Genomic DNA, 12,869 nt, shown 5'->3' on the forward strand with positions numbered 1-12,869 from the left:
TTTTCAATGGTACGCCGCGTGTCTTTGCGGGCATCATGAGAAGAGAATGCCTCTTCCACTGGACCTCGCATGACCGCCACCACCCCTCCCGGCATCGCCGACATCCACGCCGCCGCGGCTCGCCTCTCCGGCCTGATCGTCGAAACCCCGCTGCTCGAATCGGCGGAGCTGAACAAGCGCTTCGGCGGGCGCATCCTGTTCAAGCCGGAGACGCTGCAGCGCACCGGCTCGTTCAAGTTCCGCGGCGCCTACAACAAGCTGTCGTCGCTGAGCGAGGAAGAGCGCAGCCGTGGCGTCGTCGCCTTCTCCTCGGGCAATCATGCGCAAGGAGTCGCCGCTTCCGCCGCCATGTTCGGCGTCAAGGCGGTCATCGCCATGCCGGCGGATGCGCCGGCGATGAAGATCGGCAATGTCCGCAAGATGGGCGCGGAGGTGGTGCCGTTCGACCGCTTTCGCGATGACCGCATGACCGTGGTTCGCCCCTATACCGACAAGGGCATGGTGCTGGTACCGCCGTTCGACGATCCGGCCATCATTGCCGGGCAAGGCACGATCGGCCTTGAACTGATGCGGCAGGCCAGGGCGCTTGGCGTCGACCTCGACGCTGTCGTCATACCCTGCGGGGGCGGCGGCCTGTCGAGCGGGATTTCGGTCGCGGTCAAGGATGCCTCGCCAGACACCGCGGTCTGGGCGGTCGAGCCCGAGCATTTCGACGACACGCGCCGCTCGCTCGTCGCCGGCGCCCGGGTTTCGAACGAACCGGGTTACAGTTCGATCTGCGACGCGATCCTGACCGCCGAGCCGGGCGCCATCACCTTCGAGATCAACCGCAAGAACCTCGCCGGCGCCATCGCCGTCTCCGACAAGGCGACGGCGCAGGCGATGCGCGACGCCATGGCCTATCTCAAGCTGGTGGTCGAGCCGGGCGGATGCGTGGCGCTGGCTGCGCTGTCTTCGGGCGAGATCGATCTGTCAGGCAAATGCGTCGCCGTGGTGCTGTCCGGCGGCAATGTCGATTTCGGCACCTATGCCGAAATCATGGCGGCCGCCTGATCGCTGTCCCGCCCAATCCTGGCGTCTGAAGGTCGCATCACCAGCAGCCTCCTTGCGCGTGGTCAGTCCAGCGTGCGCCTGAACCGCAAAAGCGCGGTTCCCGCGAACACCAGCACGAACACGGCCAGCCAGCCGATCTCGGTGGCGATGGCGTGGAAGTCGGCGCCCTTCAGCATGACCGCGCGCGTGATGCGCAGGAAATGCGTCAGCGGGAAGATTTCGCCCAGCGTCTGGGCCCAGCCCGGCATGCCGCGATAGGGGAACATGAAGCCGGACAAGAGCAGCGACGGCAGGAAGAAAAAGAAGGTGAGCTGCATGGCCTGCATCTGCGAGCGGGCCATGGTCGAGATGGTGTAACCGAGCAGCACCAGCGACAGCACGAAGACAAGCACCGACGACAACAGCAGCGTCAGGCTGCCGACGAACGGGATGTCGAACAACAGCTTGGCCGCCACCAGCACCACCGCCACCTGGACCGCGCCGACGACAAGGAAGGGCAGCACCTTGCCCAGCATGATCTCGGCCGGGCTGGACGGCATGGCGAGCAGGTTCTCCATCGTGCCGCGCTCGGTTTCGCGGGTCAGCGCCATGGCCGTCATCATCACCATGGTCATCTGCAGGATGACGCCGAGCAGGCCGGGCACGATGTTGTATTGCGAAATGCCTTCGGGATTGTAGCGATGGTGCACCACCACCTGCAGCTGCTGCCTGGCATTCTCGGCGGCCGCCGCCTGCATGCCTTGCGCGCGCAGCAGCGCCTGGCTCGCCACCGTGCTCAGCGTGGAAATCGCGCCGCTCGCCGCCGACGGATCGGTCGCGTCGGCCTCGATCAGGATCTGCGGATTGTCGCCGCGCTCGACGCGCCTGGCGAAGTCGGCCGGGATGGTGACGACGAAGGAAACGTCGCCGCGCGCCATCAGGAACTCCGCCTCTTCGGCGCTTTCGGTGACATGGTCGAAATGATAGTAGCCCGTCACCTGCAGCGCCGAGACCATGGCGCGCGTATACTGGTCGTTGCTCATCGCCACCAGCGCCGTCGGCAAGCCCTTGGGATYGTTGTTGATGGCGAAGCCGAACAGAACCAGCTGCAGCAGCGGCACGCCGAGCATCATGGCGAAGGTGATGCGGTCGCGCCGCATCTGGATGAATTCCTTGATCAGCAGCGCGCCAAGCCGGGCAAAGGAGAAGACGCCGTTCATGCCATGTTGTCCTTCGACCCCGACATGAACTGGATGAAGACATCCTCCAGGCTGGTTTCGCCCGGCGCCACCGTCACGCCCTTGTGCTCCTTCTCGACACCGGCAAGGGCCGCTTCGAGCTTCTTCCTGTCGGACCCCACGACATGCAGCGTGGCGCCGAACGGCGCCACCTGGTCGACGCCAGGGCGGCCCTGCAGCTCTTGCGCCACCTTGGCCAGCAGCGGCCCCTGGACCACGAAGGTCGTCAGCCCGGCATTCCTGACCACCTCGTCGACGGTGCCGGTGGCCAGCATCTTGCCGTAGGAGATGTAGCTGATGCGGTGGCAGCGCTCGGCCTCGTCCATGTAGTGGGTCGAGACCAGCACGGTCAGCCCGCCGCTGGCGAGGCGATGGATCTCGTCCCAGAATTCGCGCCGCGCCTTGGGGTCGACGCCGGCCGTCGGCTCGTCGAGCAGCAGCAGCTTCGGCTTGTGCATGATGCAGGCGGCGAGCGCCAGCCGCTGCTTCCAGCCGCCGGACAGCGTACCGGCCAGCTGGTTGCGGCGCGACGTAAGGCCGAGTTCGTCCAGCGTCTTTGCGACATAGTCTTCGACCGGCTTCAGCTGGTAGAGCCGCGCCACGAATTGAAGATTCTCGCCGATGGTCAGGTCCTCGTAGAACGAGAATTTCTGCGTCATGTAGCCGACTTCGCGCTTGATCCTGAGCGATTCCGTGCGGATGTTGAAACCCAGCACCGTGCCCTCGCCCTCGTCCGGCGTCAGCAGCCCGCACATGATGCGGATGGTGGTGGTCTTGCCCGAGCCGTTGGGGCCGAGGAAGCCGACGATCTCGCCCTCGGCGACCGACATCGTCACATGGTCGACGACGGTCTTGTCGCCGAAGCGCTTGACCAGGCCATGAACGTCGATGGCGTTCATTTTGCCGTTTCCGCGAGATCGACGTCGACGATCTGGCCGGGCTGCAGCGGGCCGGCATCGCCTTCCGGCCGTGCCTCGACGAGATAGACCAGCTTCTGCCGGTTCTCGAGCGAATAGATCACCGGAGGGGTGAATTCGGGATCGGGCGAGACATAGCTCACGCGCGCCCTCACGTTCGGGCCGCAGCCGTCGCAATGAACGCTGAGCAGGCTGCCGGTCCTGACCGAGGCGAAGGCGGCTTCCGGTATGTAGACGCTGAGCTTCACCGCGCCGTTCGGCAGCATAGAGATGACCGGCGCGGTCGGGCCGGCGGTGTCGCCTGGATTGCGGATGACGTCGTTGACGCGGCCGGGTGAGGGTGCCGCAAGCACCCGTTTTGACAATCGCCACTGCGCCTGCTCGAGCGTCGACTGAGCCTGCTTGACCTGATTGTCGGCGGCCTTGATCGTCTCGGGCCGCGCCGGCAGGCCGCCGACGGCGAGATTGGCCTCGGCCTGGCCGACCTGGGCGTTGGCGGTCTCCAGCGTCGCCGAGGCGGTGTCATAGTCGGCCTGCGTGCCGGCGCCACGCTTGAACAGATCGGCGGCGCGGTCGTATTTGCGCTTGGCGTCGGCCGCCTGGGCTCTCGCCATGTCGACCTCGGCCTTGAGCACGGCGATCTCTTCCGGCCGCTTGCCGACCTGCAGGTCGGCAAGCTGCGCCTGAGCCTGCGCAAGACCGGCTTCGGCTTGCGCCACCGCGATCCTGGCGTCGGCGCTTTCCAGCGTCACCACGGGCGTGCCCGGCGTGACGCGATCCCCGCGCTTGACGGTGACCGTATCGACCTGTGCCACCTCGATGGGCGCCAGCAGCACATAGTCGCCCTCGACATAGCCGACGGCGAGTGGCGCGGCGGGGGCACAGGCCCCGAAGATCTGGGCGGCAAGCGGCAAGGAGCAGAGGAAACTCATTCTTTTGATCCCATTTTGGGTTTTGATCCCATTCGGGCGGCCAGGATGGCGCTGAGATTGTCCGTCGTGACCGCCACGACCTTGGCGGCCTCGGCGGCGCCGATGTCGTGCCAGCCCATGCGGCGCTTCACCGCCTCGCGGCCGATGCGGAAATAGACGACTTGGCCGACCAGCGTGAACACGGTGAGCCGGGTCCGCTCGCTTTCGGCCGGCTCGCCGGTCGCCTGCTCCCAGAGATGGCACAGCCGGCGATGCGTCGGCTCGAACACACCGTTATAGATGCGGTCGAGCGCAGCGGTGGGCTGCTGCAGTTCGCGCAGCAAGAACTGCACGATTTCGCCGGCGTGCGGCTGCACCACGACAAAGCCGACGATTCCCTCTATTGCGGCGAAAAGCTGCGCGCGCGCCGCCTCCGCATCCCTGGCCGGCGCGGCCTGGCCACTGCCTGGCGCCTGGCTGCCGGCGCCCAGTGCTTGACCGGCAACCGCCTGGATRGTCTCGACGATATAGTCGGCGGCGGCGGCGCGGAGGCCTTCCTTGCCGCCGAAATGATAGGCGATCGAGCCGATATTGGCCTGCGCCTCGGCGGCGATCTCACGGGTCGAGGTGCCGTCGAAACCCTGCCGGCCGAACAGTTTCAGCGCCGCCTGCACGAGTGCGGCACGGGTCAGCTCCGGAGAGGTCTCGCGGCGTGGATTTTTCGCGTCGGGCAATCTGGTCATGGCAGGTCTTTAATCAATCGATTGATTAAAGTCAACTTGTGTTCGGAGTCGTCTTGCCATCGCCCGCGCCAGACGCTTTAGTGCGCGGCCATGGGCAAGGAAGTCGAGCGCAAGTTCCTGGTCTCCAGCACCGTATGGCGGGAGCTGGCCGAGTCGAATATCCGCATTCTCCAGTTCTATCTCGCCACGGCGCCGGGGCGAACCGTCCGCATCCGCATCAGCGACGGCGCTTCCGCCAAGCTGACGCTCAAATTCGGCAGCGGCGTGCGCGAGCGCGACGAGTTCGAATATCCGATACCACTGGCGGATGCCCGGGAGATGCTGGACTTCGCCATCGGACGTGTCATCGAGAAGACACGTCACCATGTTAGGCATCGCGGCTATCTCTATGAAGTCGATGTCTTCGGCGGCGCACTCGCGGGACTTGTGGTGGCCGAACTCGAGACTCCGGAAGATGTGCCGGACGAAATGCTGCCTGACTGGCTCGGCCGTGAAGTGACCGGCGAGCAGAAATTCTACAACGCGTCGCTCGCCCTCGGGGGGATACCGGAGATCGCCGCATGAGCTTTCGCATCGACCCGCGCCTGCCGCTGACCGGCGAGGTCCGGCGCATCCTTGCCGAGGAAATCGGCAAGGCGCTGCAGCATCTGGATGCGGCACGCAGCCGGCCGGAACAGGGACTGCACAAATGCCGCAAGCGACTGAAGAGCGTTCGCGCCTTGCTGCGCCTGGTTCATTCCGGTGACGAAACATTCTGTACGACAGAGAACCAATGCTATCGCAACGTGGCGGCGCTGCTTGCCGGACCGCGCGAGGCGACGGCGCTGATCGAGACCGTCGACCGGCTGGCGGCGGCTTTTGCCAAGGAGAGCGCCGATGGCGGGCTGGATGCCGTGCGCGACAGGCTGATCGCGCGTCAGCACGATCTGCATGAGGGCGCCGGCCTCGAAGCGACGATCGGCGCGGCGACCGCCGCCTGCGAAGACGGCATGAAGCGGATCGAAAGCCTTGCCTTGCCCGACCAGCCGGAACAGGCGGCCGACGTGCTTGCCGAAGGCGCCCGTGTCACCTTGCGGCGCGCCAAAAAGGCGCTCGACAGGGCCGGCGCGCGCGGTGAAGCCAATGATTTCCACGATCTGCGCAAGGCGGCCAAGACGCATGGCATGCACCTGTCGCTGCTGGGCAGGCTGTGGCCGACGCCGATCAAGGCGCGGCGCAAGGCCGTCGATGAGTTGGGCGAGCGGCTTGGCGAACTGCACGACCTGTTCGTCATGCGCGCGCTGCTCGAGGCCGACGATGAGCCTCTGGGGCCGCGTGAGGACACGAAGCTTCTCGGCAAGCTCTTGAAACGCTCGGAGAAGAGCCTGAGGAGATCCTGTCTTGCCGAAGCAGCCGAGCTGTTCGGCGACAGCCCCAAGCGCTCGACACGCAAACTGGCCCGCAAGGTGCGCGACGACCTGGCCAGCCCGCCGCATGACGAGGCGAGTGCTTCCGCCGGCTGATCAGGCGGCGGCGCGCTGGCCCTTCCCCGCTGGCCCGTGCTTTATCTCAACGCAATTCCGGACGGAAAACGCTCACACTTTTCCTGGAATTGCTTTAGTCACACTCCACCATGACCGAGCCCGGCGACACGCTTCTGGACCGACTTGGCCGCTGGCTCGCCGGCCGGCTGCAGGAAGAATCCTCCGGCTATGAGCCCTACACGCCGTCGGACGCCGAGACGCTGCGCCGCACGCTGGAGCCCGGCGACATACTGCTGGTCGAGGGCAACCAGAAGATTTCGGCGGCGATCAAGTACCTCACCCAGTCGACCTGGTCGCATGCGGCCTTCTATGTCGGCGACGCGCTGGCCGAACCGGAGGACGGAACCGAGCGGCGGCGGCTGGTCGAGGTGACGCTCGGCGAAGGCTGCGTGGCGGTGCCCCTGTCGCGCTATCGCACCTACAACACCCGCATCTGCCGGGCGAGCGGGCTGACCCCGGAGGACCGCGATCATGTCGTCGCCTTCATGATCGGCAAGCTTGGCCTGAAATACGACCTCAAGAACATTTTCGACATGCTGCGCTATTTCCTGCCGACACCGCCGGTGCCGGTGCGCTGGCGCCGCCGCATGCTGGCCTTCGGCTCCGGCGACCCGACGCGCGCCATCTGCTCCTCGCTCATCGCCGAGGCCTATGGCCAGATCCACTACCCGATCCTGCCCGAGATCACCCATGCGCCGGGCCGCGCTTCGGCGCAGTCGAGCTATATGCGCAAGGAAATCCTGCACATCCGCCACCACTCGCTCTACACGCCGCGCGACTTCGACCTGTCGCCGTTCTTCCGCATCGTCAAGCCGACGCTGGAATATGGTTTCGACTACCGGCAGATGGTCTGGGACGATAAGGCCCCCGAGACGAAGGCCGCCGAGTAGCGGCCGCCTGCCTCGAAACCCGCCCATCAGCCGATTCCAGGCGCCAGGCGACCGGAAGATGAAATTCCCGTTTGTTGCTTAAGCAGAGCTGCTGTAATCTTGTCACCGTCCAGTCGCATGGACGGATCGTTCGACAGCATCACTTACACTGCAACGTCATATACTGATCTGAATTGCCGATCGACCTGGGCTTGTTACCGATGGCGGCTTTTTCGTGCGGCAATTCTCGCATCTTCCTAAATCGCCAAGCAGGAGAGGGATATGAAACAGGCGAAATTGCGAATCCTCATTGCGGGTATTACGGTCGGCCTCATGGTGAGCGCGGCCAATGCCGCGAACCGGACATGCACGATCTACTCGGATCGCGACTACGGCGGCTCTCATTGGACGCTGGGGCATCGCGATGACATGAAGATGGTGAACCCGCCCGAATTCGGCATCTCGGACGGCATTCATCGCTTCATCTACGAACCCTCCTGGAACGACAAGGTGTCGTCGTTCAAGGTCGGACGCGGCTGCACCATCACGCTGTGGGAACATGTCGAGCGCGGCGGACATCACTTTCGATCCGGAAGGAGCTATTCCTATGTCGGTAGCGGCTGGAACGACAGGGCAAGCGAGGCGGAATGCGATTGCGGCGGCGGCGCGAACTATTGACCAATTGCTAAGCCGGCAATGGTAGCTTTTTCGCCTGGGGCGGCTGATCCTTCATCGTCGCCCCGGCATCGCGCGGGTGCGGGCCGATAGGCATGATCGCGGGGAACGGCGTCGCGCCGAAGGCAAACGTGAATTTGTAGCCGGTGAGCCCGCCCTCGGGCGTCGTATGCTGGTCGTGATGGGCCAGCAGCTTGGCGCGCTCGGCCAGTTCCTCGGCCTCGCGCCGCACCATCTCCGCCGTCTGCGGCCGCATCCGCCTGGAGAAGCTGACGAAGGTCGCCTCCTTGTCGATATGGGTGATGGCCCAGCCGATGAAATTCTTGTTGGTCATCTCGAACAGCGGCCGTAGCGGCCCTTCGAAATTCCACTGGATCGGCGTCTCGACCAGCAATCTTGCCGAAAGACCCCGGCCGAGCGCGATCAGGCCGAGTTCCTCGAGGTCGCGCAGATAGAGGAACATCGAGGCCTCGCTCAGCCCTTGCGAGCGCATGATGCCTTCCGGCGTGAATTTTTCCGACAGCATGACGAAGATGAACAGCAGCGCCGGCCGGCCGGCGAGCCGGCGCTCGATCTCGGGCGCGATGTGGTTGGCCGGCCCCGGCCCGCGGTTCATCGAGCCCAGCACGTTTTCCAGTTCGACGCCGGCGGCCGCGCAGATCTCCACCAGCCGGTCGAGCTTGCAGTTCTTCTCGTGAAAGATGCGCTTCACCGTCGGCTCGGAAACGCCCATGCGTTCGGCAAGTTCGCGATAGGTGACGCCCTTGGCCTTCAGCGTCCGCTTCAGCGCCTCGAAGATCAGACCGTTCATGGCATGCACCTCTTGCCGGCAGTTTCGTATCGATATTCGATACTAGTGGTAATCGGCCTTCCGGAAAAGTATCGAAAACCCTAGCTCTCGCCTGTCATTACAGGAGAACAGCCATGAACCGCCTCATCCTCTCAGCCTTCGCCGCCACCATCAGCATGGCGGCCGCGCCCGTCGCCCAGGCCGGCGAGCTCTGGCGCGCCACGGGCCTCGAACAGCCGGAATCGGCGCTGTTCGACGCCGCCAACAATCGCATCATCGTCTCCAACATATCAGGCGATCCCGGCGCCGCCGACGGCAACGGTTATCTCTCGGTGCTGTCGCTGGACGGCAAGACCGTGACCCAGCACTGGACCGACGGCATGGACGCGCCCAAGGGCATGGCGATATCGGGCGGCAAGCTCTATGTGGCCGACATCACCAAGGTCCGCGTCGTCGATCTGGCCAGCGGCAGGCTGATCGCCAGCATCGCGGTGCCGAATGCCGTCTTCCTCAACGACATGACCTCGGACCACACCGGCAAGGTCTATGTCAGCGACATGCTGGCCGACACAATCTACCGCATCGACGGCGACCGGCCGGAGCTGTTCGTCAAGGACGCACTGCTTGCCTCGCCCAACGGCGTCTTCGCCGATGGCGACAGGCTGATCGTCGCCTCCTGGGGCAAGGGCATCAAGCCCGACTTCAGCACGGCGGAGCCAGGCGGACTGCTGGCCGTCGATCTCGCCAGCAAGGCGATTTCGCCGCTGCCGGGCGCGCAGACATTCGCCGATCTCGACGGCGTCATCGTCATCGGCGACACCATCTACGCCACCGCCTACATGACCGGCACGCTCTATCGCTACAAAACCGGCGGCGCGCCGGAAGCGATAGCGCATTTCAAGCCGGGCAGCGCCGACATCGGCACCGACGGCAAGTCGATCCTCTACGTGCCGCTGATGAACGAAGGCGAGGTCGCGGCGCTGAAGCTCGATTGAGAGCGCTCCTGGGGCCGATCCGCACTCCTCGCTAACAGCCGTGGATGGACCGTGCTACGACGGTCCATCCAAGGAGGTTTGACATGGACGATGGGGAAATCCCTGCGGCTCTGGATCGCCACTGGGCGGCTTCCGATGCCGGCGACTTCGAGGCCGAGCATGAGATCTACCGGGACGATGCGGTGCTCGACTATCCGCAGTCGGGCGAGCGCATCCGCGGGCGGCGCAACATCCAGTCGTCCCGCGCCGCGCAGCCGAACCGCAAGCGTTTTGCGGTGCGGCGGATCACCGGCGCCGAGAATCTGTGGGTCACCGAATATGTCCTGAACTATGACGGGCGGCCCTCCTTCACCGTCAGCATCATGGAGTTCGTCGGCGGCAAGGTGGCCCGCGAGACGCAGTATTTCAGCGAGCCGTTCGACCCGGGACCGTCGCGGGCGCAATGGGTCGAACGGATACCGTGAGCCACAGCAACGATCATATGCCGCTCAGTCGCTCGGAGCTGCCCGACGATACAGTCGCCCTCGCCCGCTTCCTGATCGGCAAGCTGGTGGTGCGGGCGTTGCCCGAGGGCATGGTCAGCGGCCGCATCGTCGAGACCGAGGCCTATGTCGTCGGCGACGCCGCCGGGCATGGTTTCAGGGGGATGACCCCGCGCAACCGTTCGCTGTTCCTCGAGCGCGGCCACGCCTATGTCTATCTCGCCTATGGTACCTCCATGATGCTCAACGTCTCGAGCGAGGCGGAAGGCGTTGGAACCGGGGTGCTGATCCGGGCGCTGGAGCCGCTTGAAGGCATCGAAATCATGCGGCGCAATCGCGGCGTCGAGCGCTTGCGCGACCTGGCGCGCGGGCCGGGACGGCTGGCTACGGCGCTGCGCATCGATCGTTCGCTCGATGGGCTCGATCTCTGCCGGAAAGGGCCTTTGTGGCTCGCAAGGGATGATCTTGAACCAGGCAAGATCGGGCAGAGCATCAGGATCGGCATCACCAAGGACGCCGACCGGCTGCTGCGGTTCTATGTCAGGGGCAGCCCGTTCGTCAGCGGTCCGAGATCGCTTCGGGAATAAAAGACCCGCCACAGTCGCAGCGCGACGCGCTCAGACCGCGATTTGCAGCGTCCCGTAACGCCTTACCTCGACCTCGATCTCCCTGACCAACGTCTCGAGCGCGGGGTTCCTGGGCGCGCGTGCGCGCCGGATGACATAGGCCAAGTCCGGAGGTTTGGGGAATTTGCCGTCGACGATCTCCATGTCGGGCTGCAGGTGGCGCTGGCTCAAGAGGGCGACGCCGAGCCCGGCGGTCACGCCGGCAATGATTCCTGCCGCGCTGGAGCATTCGAACACGGTTTCCAACACCGTATCCTCATCCTGCCCGACATCGATGCCCCAGCGCCGGTAAAAGCAATTCTCATCGAAGGACAGAAACGGGACCGGCTTGCCGGTCGCCAGAACCAGATCGCGCGATTTCACCCAATGCAGCGTCTCGCGGAACAGCAGGATGTCGGCCGGGCGGACCTCGTGCTGGAAAACCTGGATGATGGCGGCATCGAGGGCTCCCTGGCTTACCAGATCCTGCAAGACGAGGCTCATGCGCACCTGCGTGCGCACGCTCACGTCTGGGTAGAGCCGGCGGAAACGGCCAAGAATGCGCGACAGGTCCGTACAGGTCGTATCCTCGGTCATTCCCAGCGCGATCTTGCCTTGCAAAGTGCTTTTCGACAGGCTGAGCACCGCCTCGTCATGGATGCCCAGAATGCGCCTGGCATAGCCCAGCAGATCCTGCCCGGCCGTGGTGAACATCGGCGCGTTGGCCTTCCGGGTAAGGATTTCGCAGTCGAGGCTCGTTTCCAGTCGCTTGATCTTATGGCTGACGGCCGACTGCGACAGGCCGAGTACTTCGGCCGCGCGCGTCACACCGCCATGCTTCTCGATCGCGACCAGTGCGCGCAAGGCGTCGACATCCAGGCGGCGGCTGATCACTCCGGCCATGACAATCCTCGCTCGAAACCAACCAGATGCGCCAATTTCTGATCCCCTCATGCCTCTTAGGCAAGTTGGTATGCTGGTTTTCGGGTAACTTCATGATCATATCGAAATTTGTCATGTGCAAAGGCGTGTGGGTGCCGTCAATAGTCCGCGCCAAAATCGGCCGTGATCCGCTTGCGGTCACAGGCGGCTGACCAAAGAGATGACATGACGCACACCACAGCCCATCGCCTCGTGTGGCCAATGATGGCGACGGCGCTGGTCGTCAGCTGGAGTTCCGGCTTCGTCGGCATCCGCTACGCCAGCGAGAATGCCGATGTCATGCTCGTGCTGTTCTGGCGGACACTGATGTCCGGATTGATCCTCTTGCCGTTTGCTCTCCTGATCGGACCGCACATAAGCGCCCGCGCCCTGGTCCAGCAGATGGTCTTCGGCGTGGCGATGATGTTCCTCTATCTCGGCGGATTCGCGCTTGCCATCGGCCAGCGCGTGCCGACCGGCCTTGTCGCGCTGATTTCCGATCTTGTGCCGCTCGCCATCGCGGCCTTGTCGCAGCCGATTCTGGGACACCGGTTGACCGGGAGACAATGGATCGGAACGGCGCTGGGCGTGACGGGCGTTCTCATCGTCTCGGTGGACAGCCTGAGCCTCGGGACGGCCCCGGCCTGGGCATATCTGTTGACGGTCGCTTCCATGATGGTTCTGGCGCTGGCCATCCTGATGCAGAAGCGGATGGGGACGATCCATATGCCCATCCATCAGAGCCTGTGCATTCAATGCCTGACGGCAGCGATGCTTTTCGCCGCCTGCGCAAAATGGAATGGCGGGCTGATGCCGCCGCTCGATGCCCGGTTCGGATTCGGCATCGCCTGGCTGGTGCTGTTTTCGACTTTCTTCTGCTACAGCGCCTACTATGCAAGCCTGCGCCTCTACACCGCCTCGCAGGTCAGCAGCGTCATCTATCTCAGCCCACCGGTGACGATGCTGTGGGGCTGGTCGATGTTCGGCGAGCCGCTTTCAAAGTCGATGTTGGTTGGCCTTGCGGTGACATTGTTCGGTGTCTGGTTCACCTCGTCGGGCAGCGCAGCGTCGAAGAACTTTCAGCTCAGCCGGCAGCAGAGCGGCTGATCCCCGAGGCGAAATCGACCTGATGATTGATGGCGATCCACGCCGCCGCCGCTTCGCTCAC

15 protein-coding genes are annotated in these 12,869 nt (G+C 64.5%); 9 read left to right on the plus strand and 6 right to left on the minus strand.

Annotated features, from left to right (window positions below; genetic code table 11):
* Positions 1-69: 69 nt before the first annotated feature.
* Positions 70-1,053, plus strand: a complete 984-nt coding sequence (locus AC1DPX_RS04525; protein ID WP_477234872.1) for a threonine/serine dehydratase — start codon at positions 70-72, stop codon at positions 1,051-1,053.
* A 62-nt stretch (positions 1,054-1,115) separates the two neighbouring features.
* Here the strand turns inward: AC1DPX_RS04525 and AC1DPX_RS04530 are convergent, their stop codons facing one another.
* The 4 genes from AC1DPX_RS04530 to AC1DPX_RS04545 are packed head-to-tail and all read right to left on the minus strand — an operon-like array spanning position 1,116 to position 4,841.
* Complete coding sequence (locus AC1DPX_RS04530; protein WP_477234874.1) at positions 1,116-2,252, minus strand: ABC transporter permease; 1,137 nt, start codon at positions 2,250-2,252, stop codon at positions 1,116-1,118.
* Positions 2,249-3,169, minus strand: coding sequence for an ABC transporter ATP-binding protein (locus AC1DPX_RS04535; RefSeq protein ID WP_477234876.1), 921 nt, complete (start codon positions 3,167-3,169; stop codon positions 2,249-2,251). The genes AC1DPX_RS04530 and AC1DPX_RS04535 overlap by 4 nt, the downstream gene beginning before the upstream one ends.
* Positions 3,166-4,119 (minus strand): HlyD family secretion protein, encoded by a 954-nt coding sequence (locus AC1DPX_RS04540; protein ID WP_477234878.1) that lies wholly within the window; start codon positions 4,117-4,119, stop codon positions 3,166-3,168. The genes AC1DPX_RS04535 and AC1DPX_RS04540 overlap by 4 nt, the downstream gene beginning before the upstream one ends.
* Positions 4,116-4,841, minus strand: a complete 726-nt coding sequence (locus AC1DPX_RS04545; RefSeq protein WP_477234880.1) for a DUF1956 domain-containing protein — start codon at positions 4,839-4,841, stop codon at positions 4,116-4,118. Before AC1DPX_RS04545 ends, AC1DPX_RS04540 begins: the two co-directional genes overlap by 4 nt.
* A 90-nt stretch (positions 4,842-4,931) precedes the next feature.
* On the opposite strand from AC1DPX_RS04545, the gene AC1DPX_RS04550 reads away from it, so the two are divergent.
* The 4 genes from AC1DPX_RS04550 (at position 4,932) to AC1DPX_RS04565 (ending at position 7,911) form a co-directional block, all read left to right on the plus strand.
* Entirely contained in the window at positions 4,932-5,405 is a 474-nt protein-coding gene (locus AC1DPX_RS04550) for a CYTH domain-containing protein (RefSeq protein ID WP_202357015.1), read from the plus strand.
* The gene (locus AC1DPX_RS04555; protein WP_477234882.1) at positions 5,402-6,343 is read left to right on the plus strand and encodes a CHAD domain-containing protein; all 942 of its coding nucleotides are present in this window, start codon (positions 5,402-5,404) and stop codon (positions 6,341-6,343) included. The genes AC1DPX_RS04550 and AC1DPX_RS04555 overlap by 4 nt, the downstream gene beginning before the upstream one ends.
* Before the next feature lie 110 nt (positions 6,344-6,453).
* Positions 6,454-7,254: a C40 family peptidase gene (locus tag AC1DPX_RS04560; protein ID WP_477234883.1), complete on the plus strand. Its 801-nt coding sequence runs from the start codon at positions 6,454-6,456 to the stop codon at positions 7,252-7,254.
* Between the two features lie 261 nt (positions 7,255-7,515).
* Entirely contained in the window at positions 7,516-7,911 is a 396-nt protein-coding gene (locus tag AC1DPX_RS04565; protein ID WP_244730664.1) for a peptidase inhibitor family I36 protein, read from the plus strand.
* A gap of 7 nt (positions 7,912-7,918) precedes the next feature.
* On the opposite strand, the gene AC1DPX_RS04570 is transcribed toward AC1DPX_RS04565, so the two are convergent.
* The gene (locus AC1DPX_RS04570) at positions 7,919-8,719 is read right to left on the minus strand and encodes a helix-turn-helix domain-containing protein (RefSeq protein ID WP_477234885.1); all 801 of its coding nucleotides are present in this window, start codon (positions 8,717-8,719) and stop codon (positions 7,919-7,921) included.
* Positions 8,720-8,832: 113 nt separating this feature from the next.
* On the opposite strand from AC1DPX_RS04570, the gene AC1DPX_RS04575 reads away from it, so the two are divergent.
* The 3 genes from AC1DPX_RS04575 (at position 8,833) to AC1DPX_RS04585 (ending at position 10,762) form a co-directional block, all read left to right on the plus strand.
* Positions 8,833-9,693 carry an SMP-30/gluconolactonase/LRE family protein gene (locus AC1DPX_RS04575; protein ID WP_477234887.1) on the plus strand — a complete coding sequence of 287 codons (861 nt, stop codon included), beginning with the start codon at positions 8,833-8,835 and terminating at the stop codon, positions 9,691-9,693.
* A gap of 83 nt (positions 9,694-9,776) precedes the next feature.
* Positions 9,777-10,157: a nuclear transport factor 2 family protein gene (locus AC1DPX_RS04580; RefSeq protein ID WP_477234889.1), complete on the plus strand. Its 381-nt coding sequence runs from the start codon at positions 9,777-9,779 to the stop codon at positions 10,155-10,157.
* A complete protein-coding gene (locus tag AC1DPX_RS04585; RefSeq protein WP_477234891.1) occupies positions 10,136-10,762 on the plus strand; it encodes a DNA-3-methyladenine glycosylase in 627 nt (208 codons plus the stop codon). The genes AC1DPX_RS04580 and AC1DPX_RS04585 overlap by 22 nt, the downstream gene beginning before the upstream one ends.
* Positions 10,763-10,792: 30 nt before the next feature.
* Here the strand turns inward: AC1DPX_RS04585 and AC1DPX_RS04590 are convergent, their stop codons facing one another.
* Positions 10,793-11,683 carry a LysR family transcriptional regulator gene (locus AC1DPX_RS04590; protein ID WP_477234892.1) on the minus strand — a complete coding sequence of 297 codons (891 nt, stop codon included), beginning with the start codon at positions 11,681-11,683 and terminating at the stop codon, positions 10,793-10,795.
* Between the two features lie 204 nt (positions 11,684-11,887).
* Between AC1DPX_RS04590 and AC1DPX_RS04595 the strand changes: the two genes are divergently transcribed.
* A complete protein-coding gene (locus AC1DPX_RS04595; RefSeq protein ID WP_477234894.1) occupies positions 11,888-12,808 on the plus strand; it encodes a DMT family transporter in 921 nt (306 codons plus the stop codon).
* The last annotated feature ends 61 nt before the right edge of the window (positions 12,809-12,869 follow it).

It is taken from the genome of Mesorhizobium sp. 01N446 (assembly GCF_056399285.1).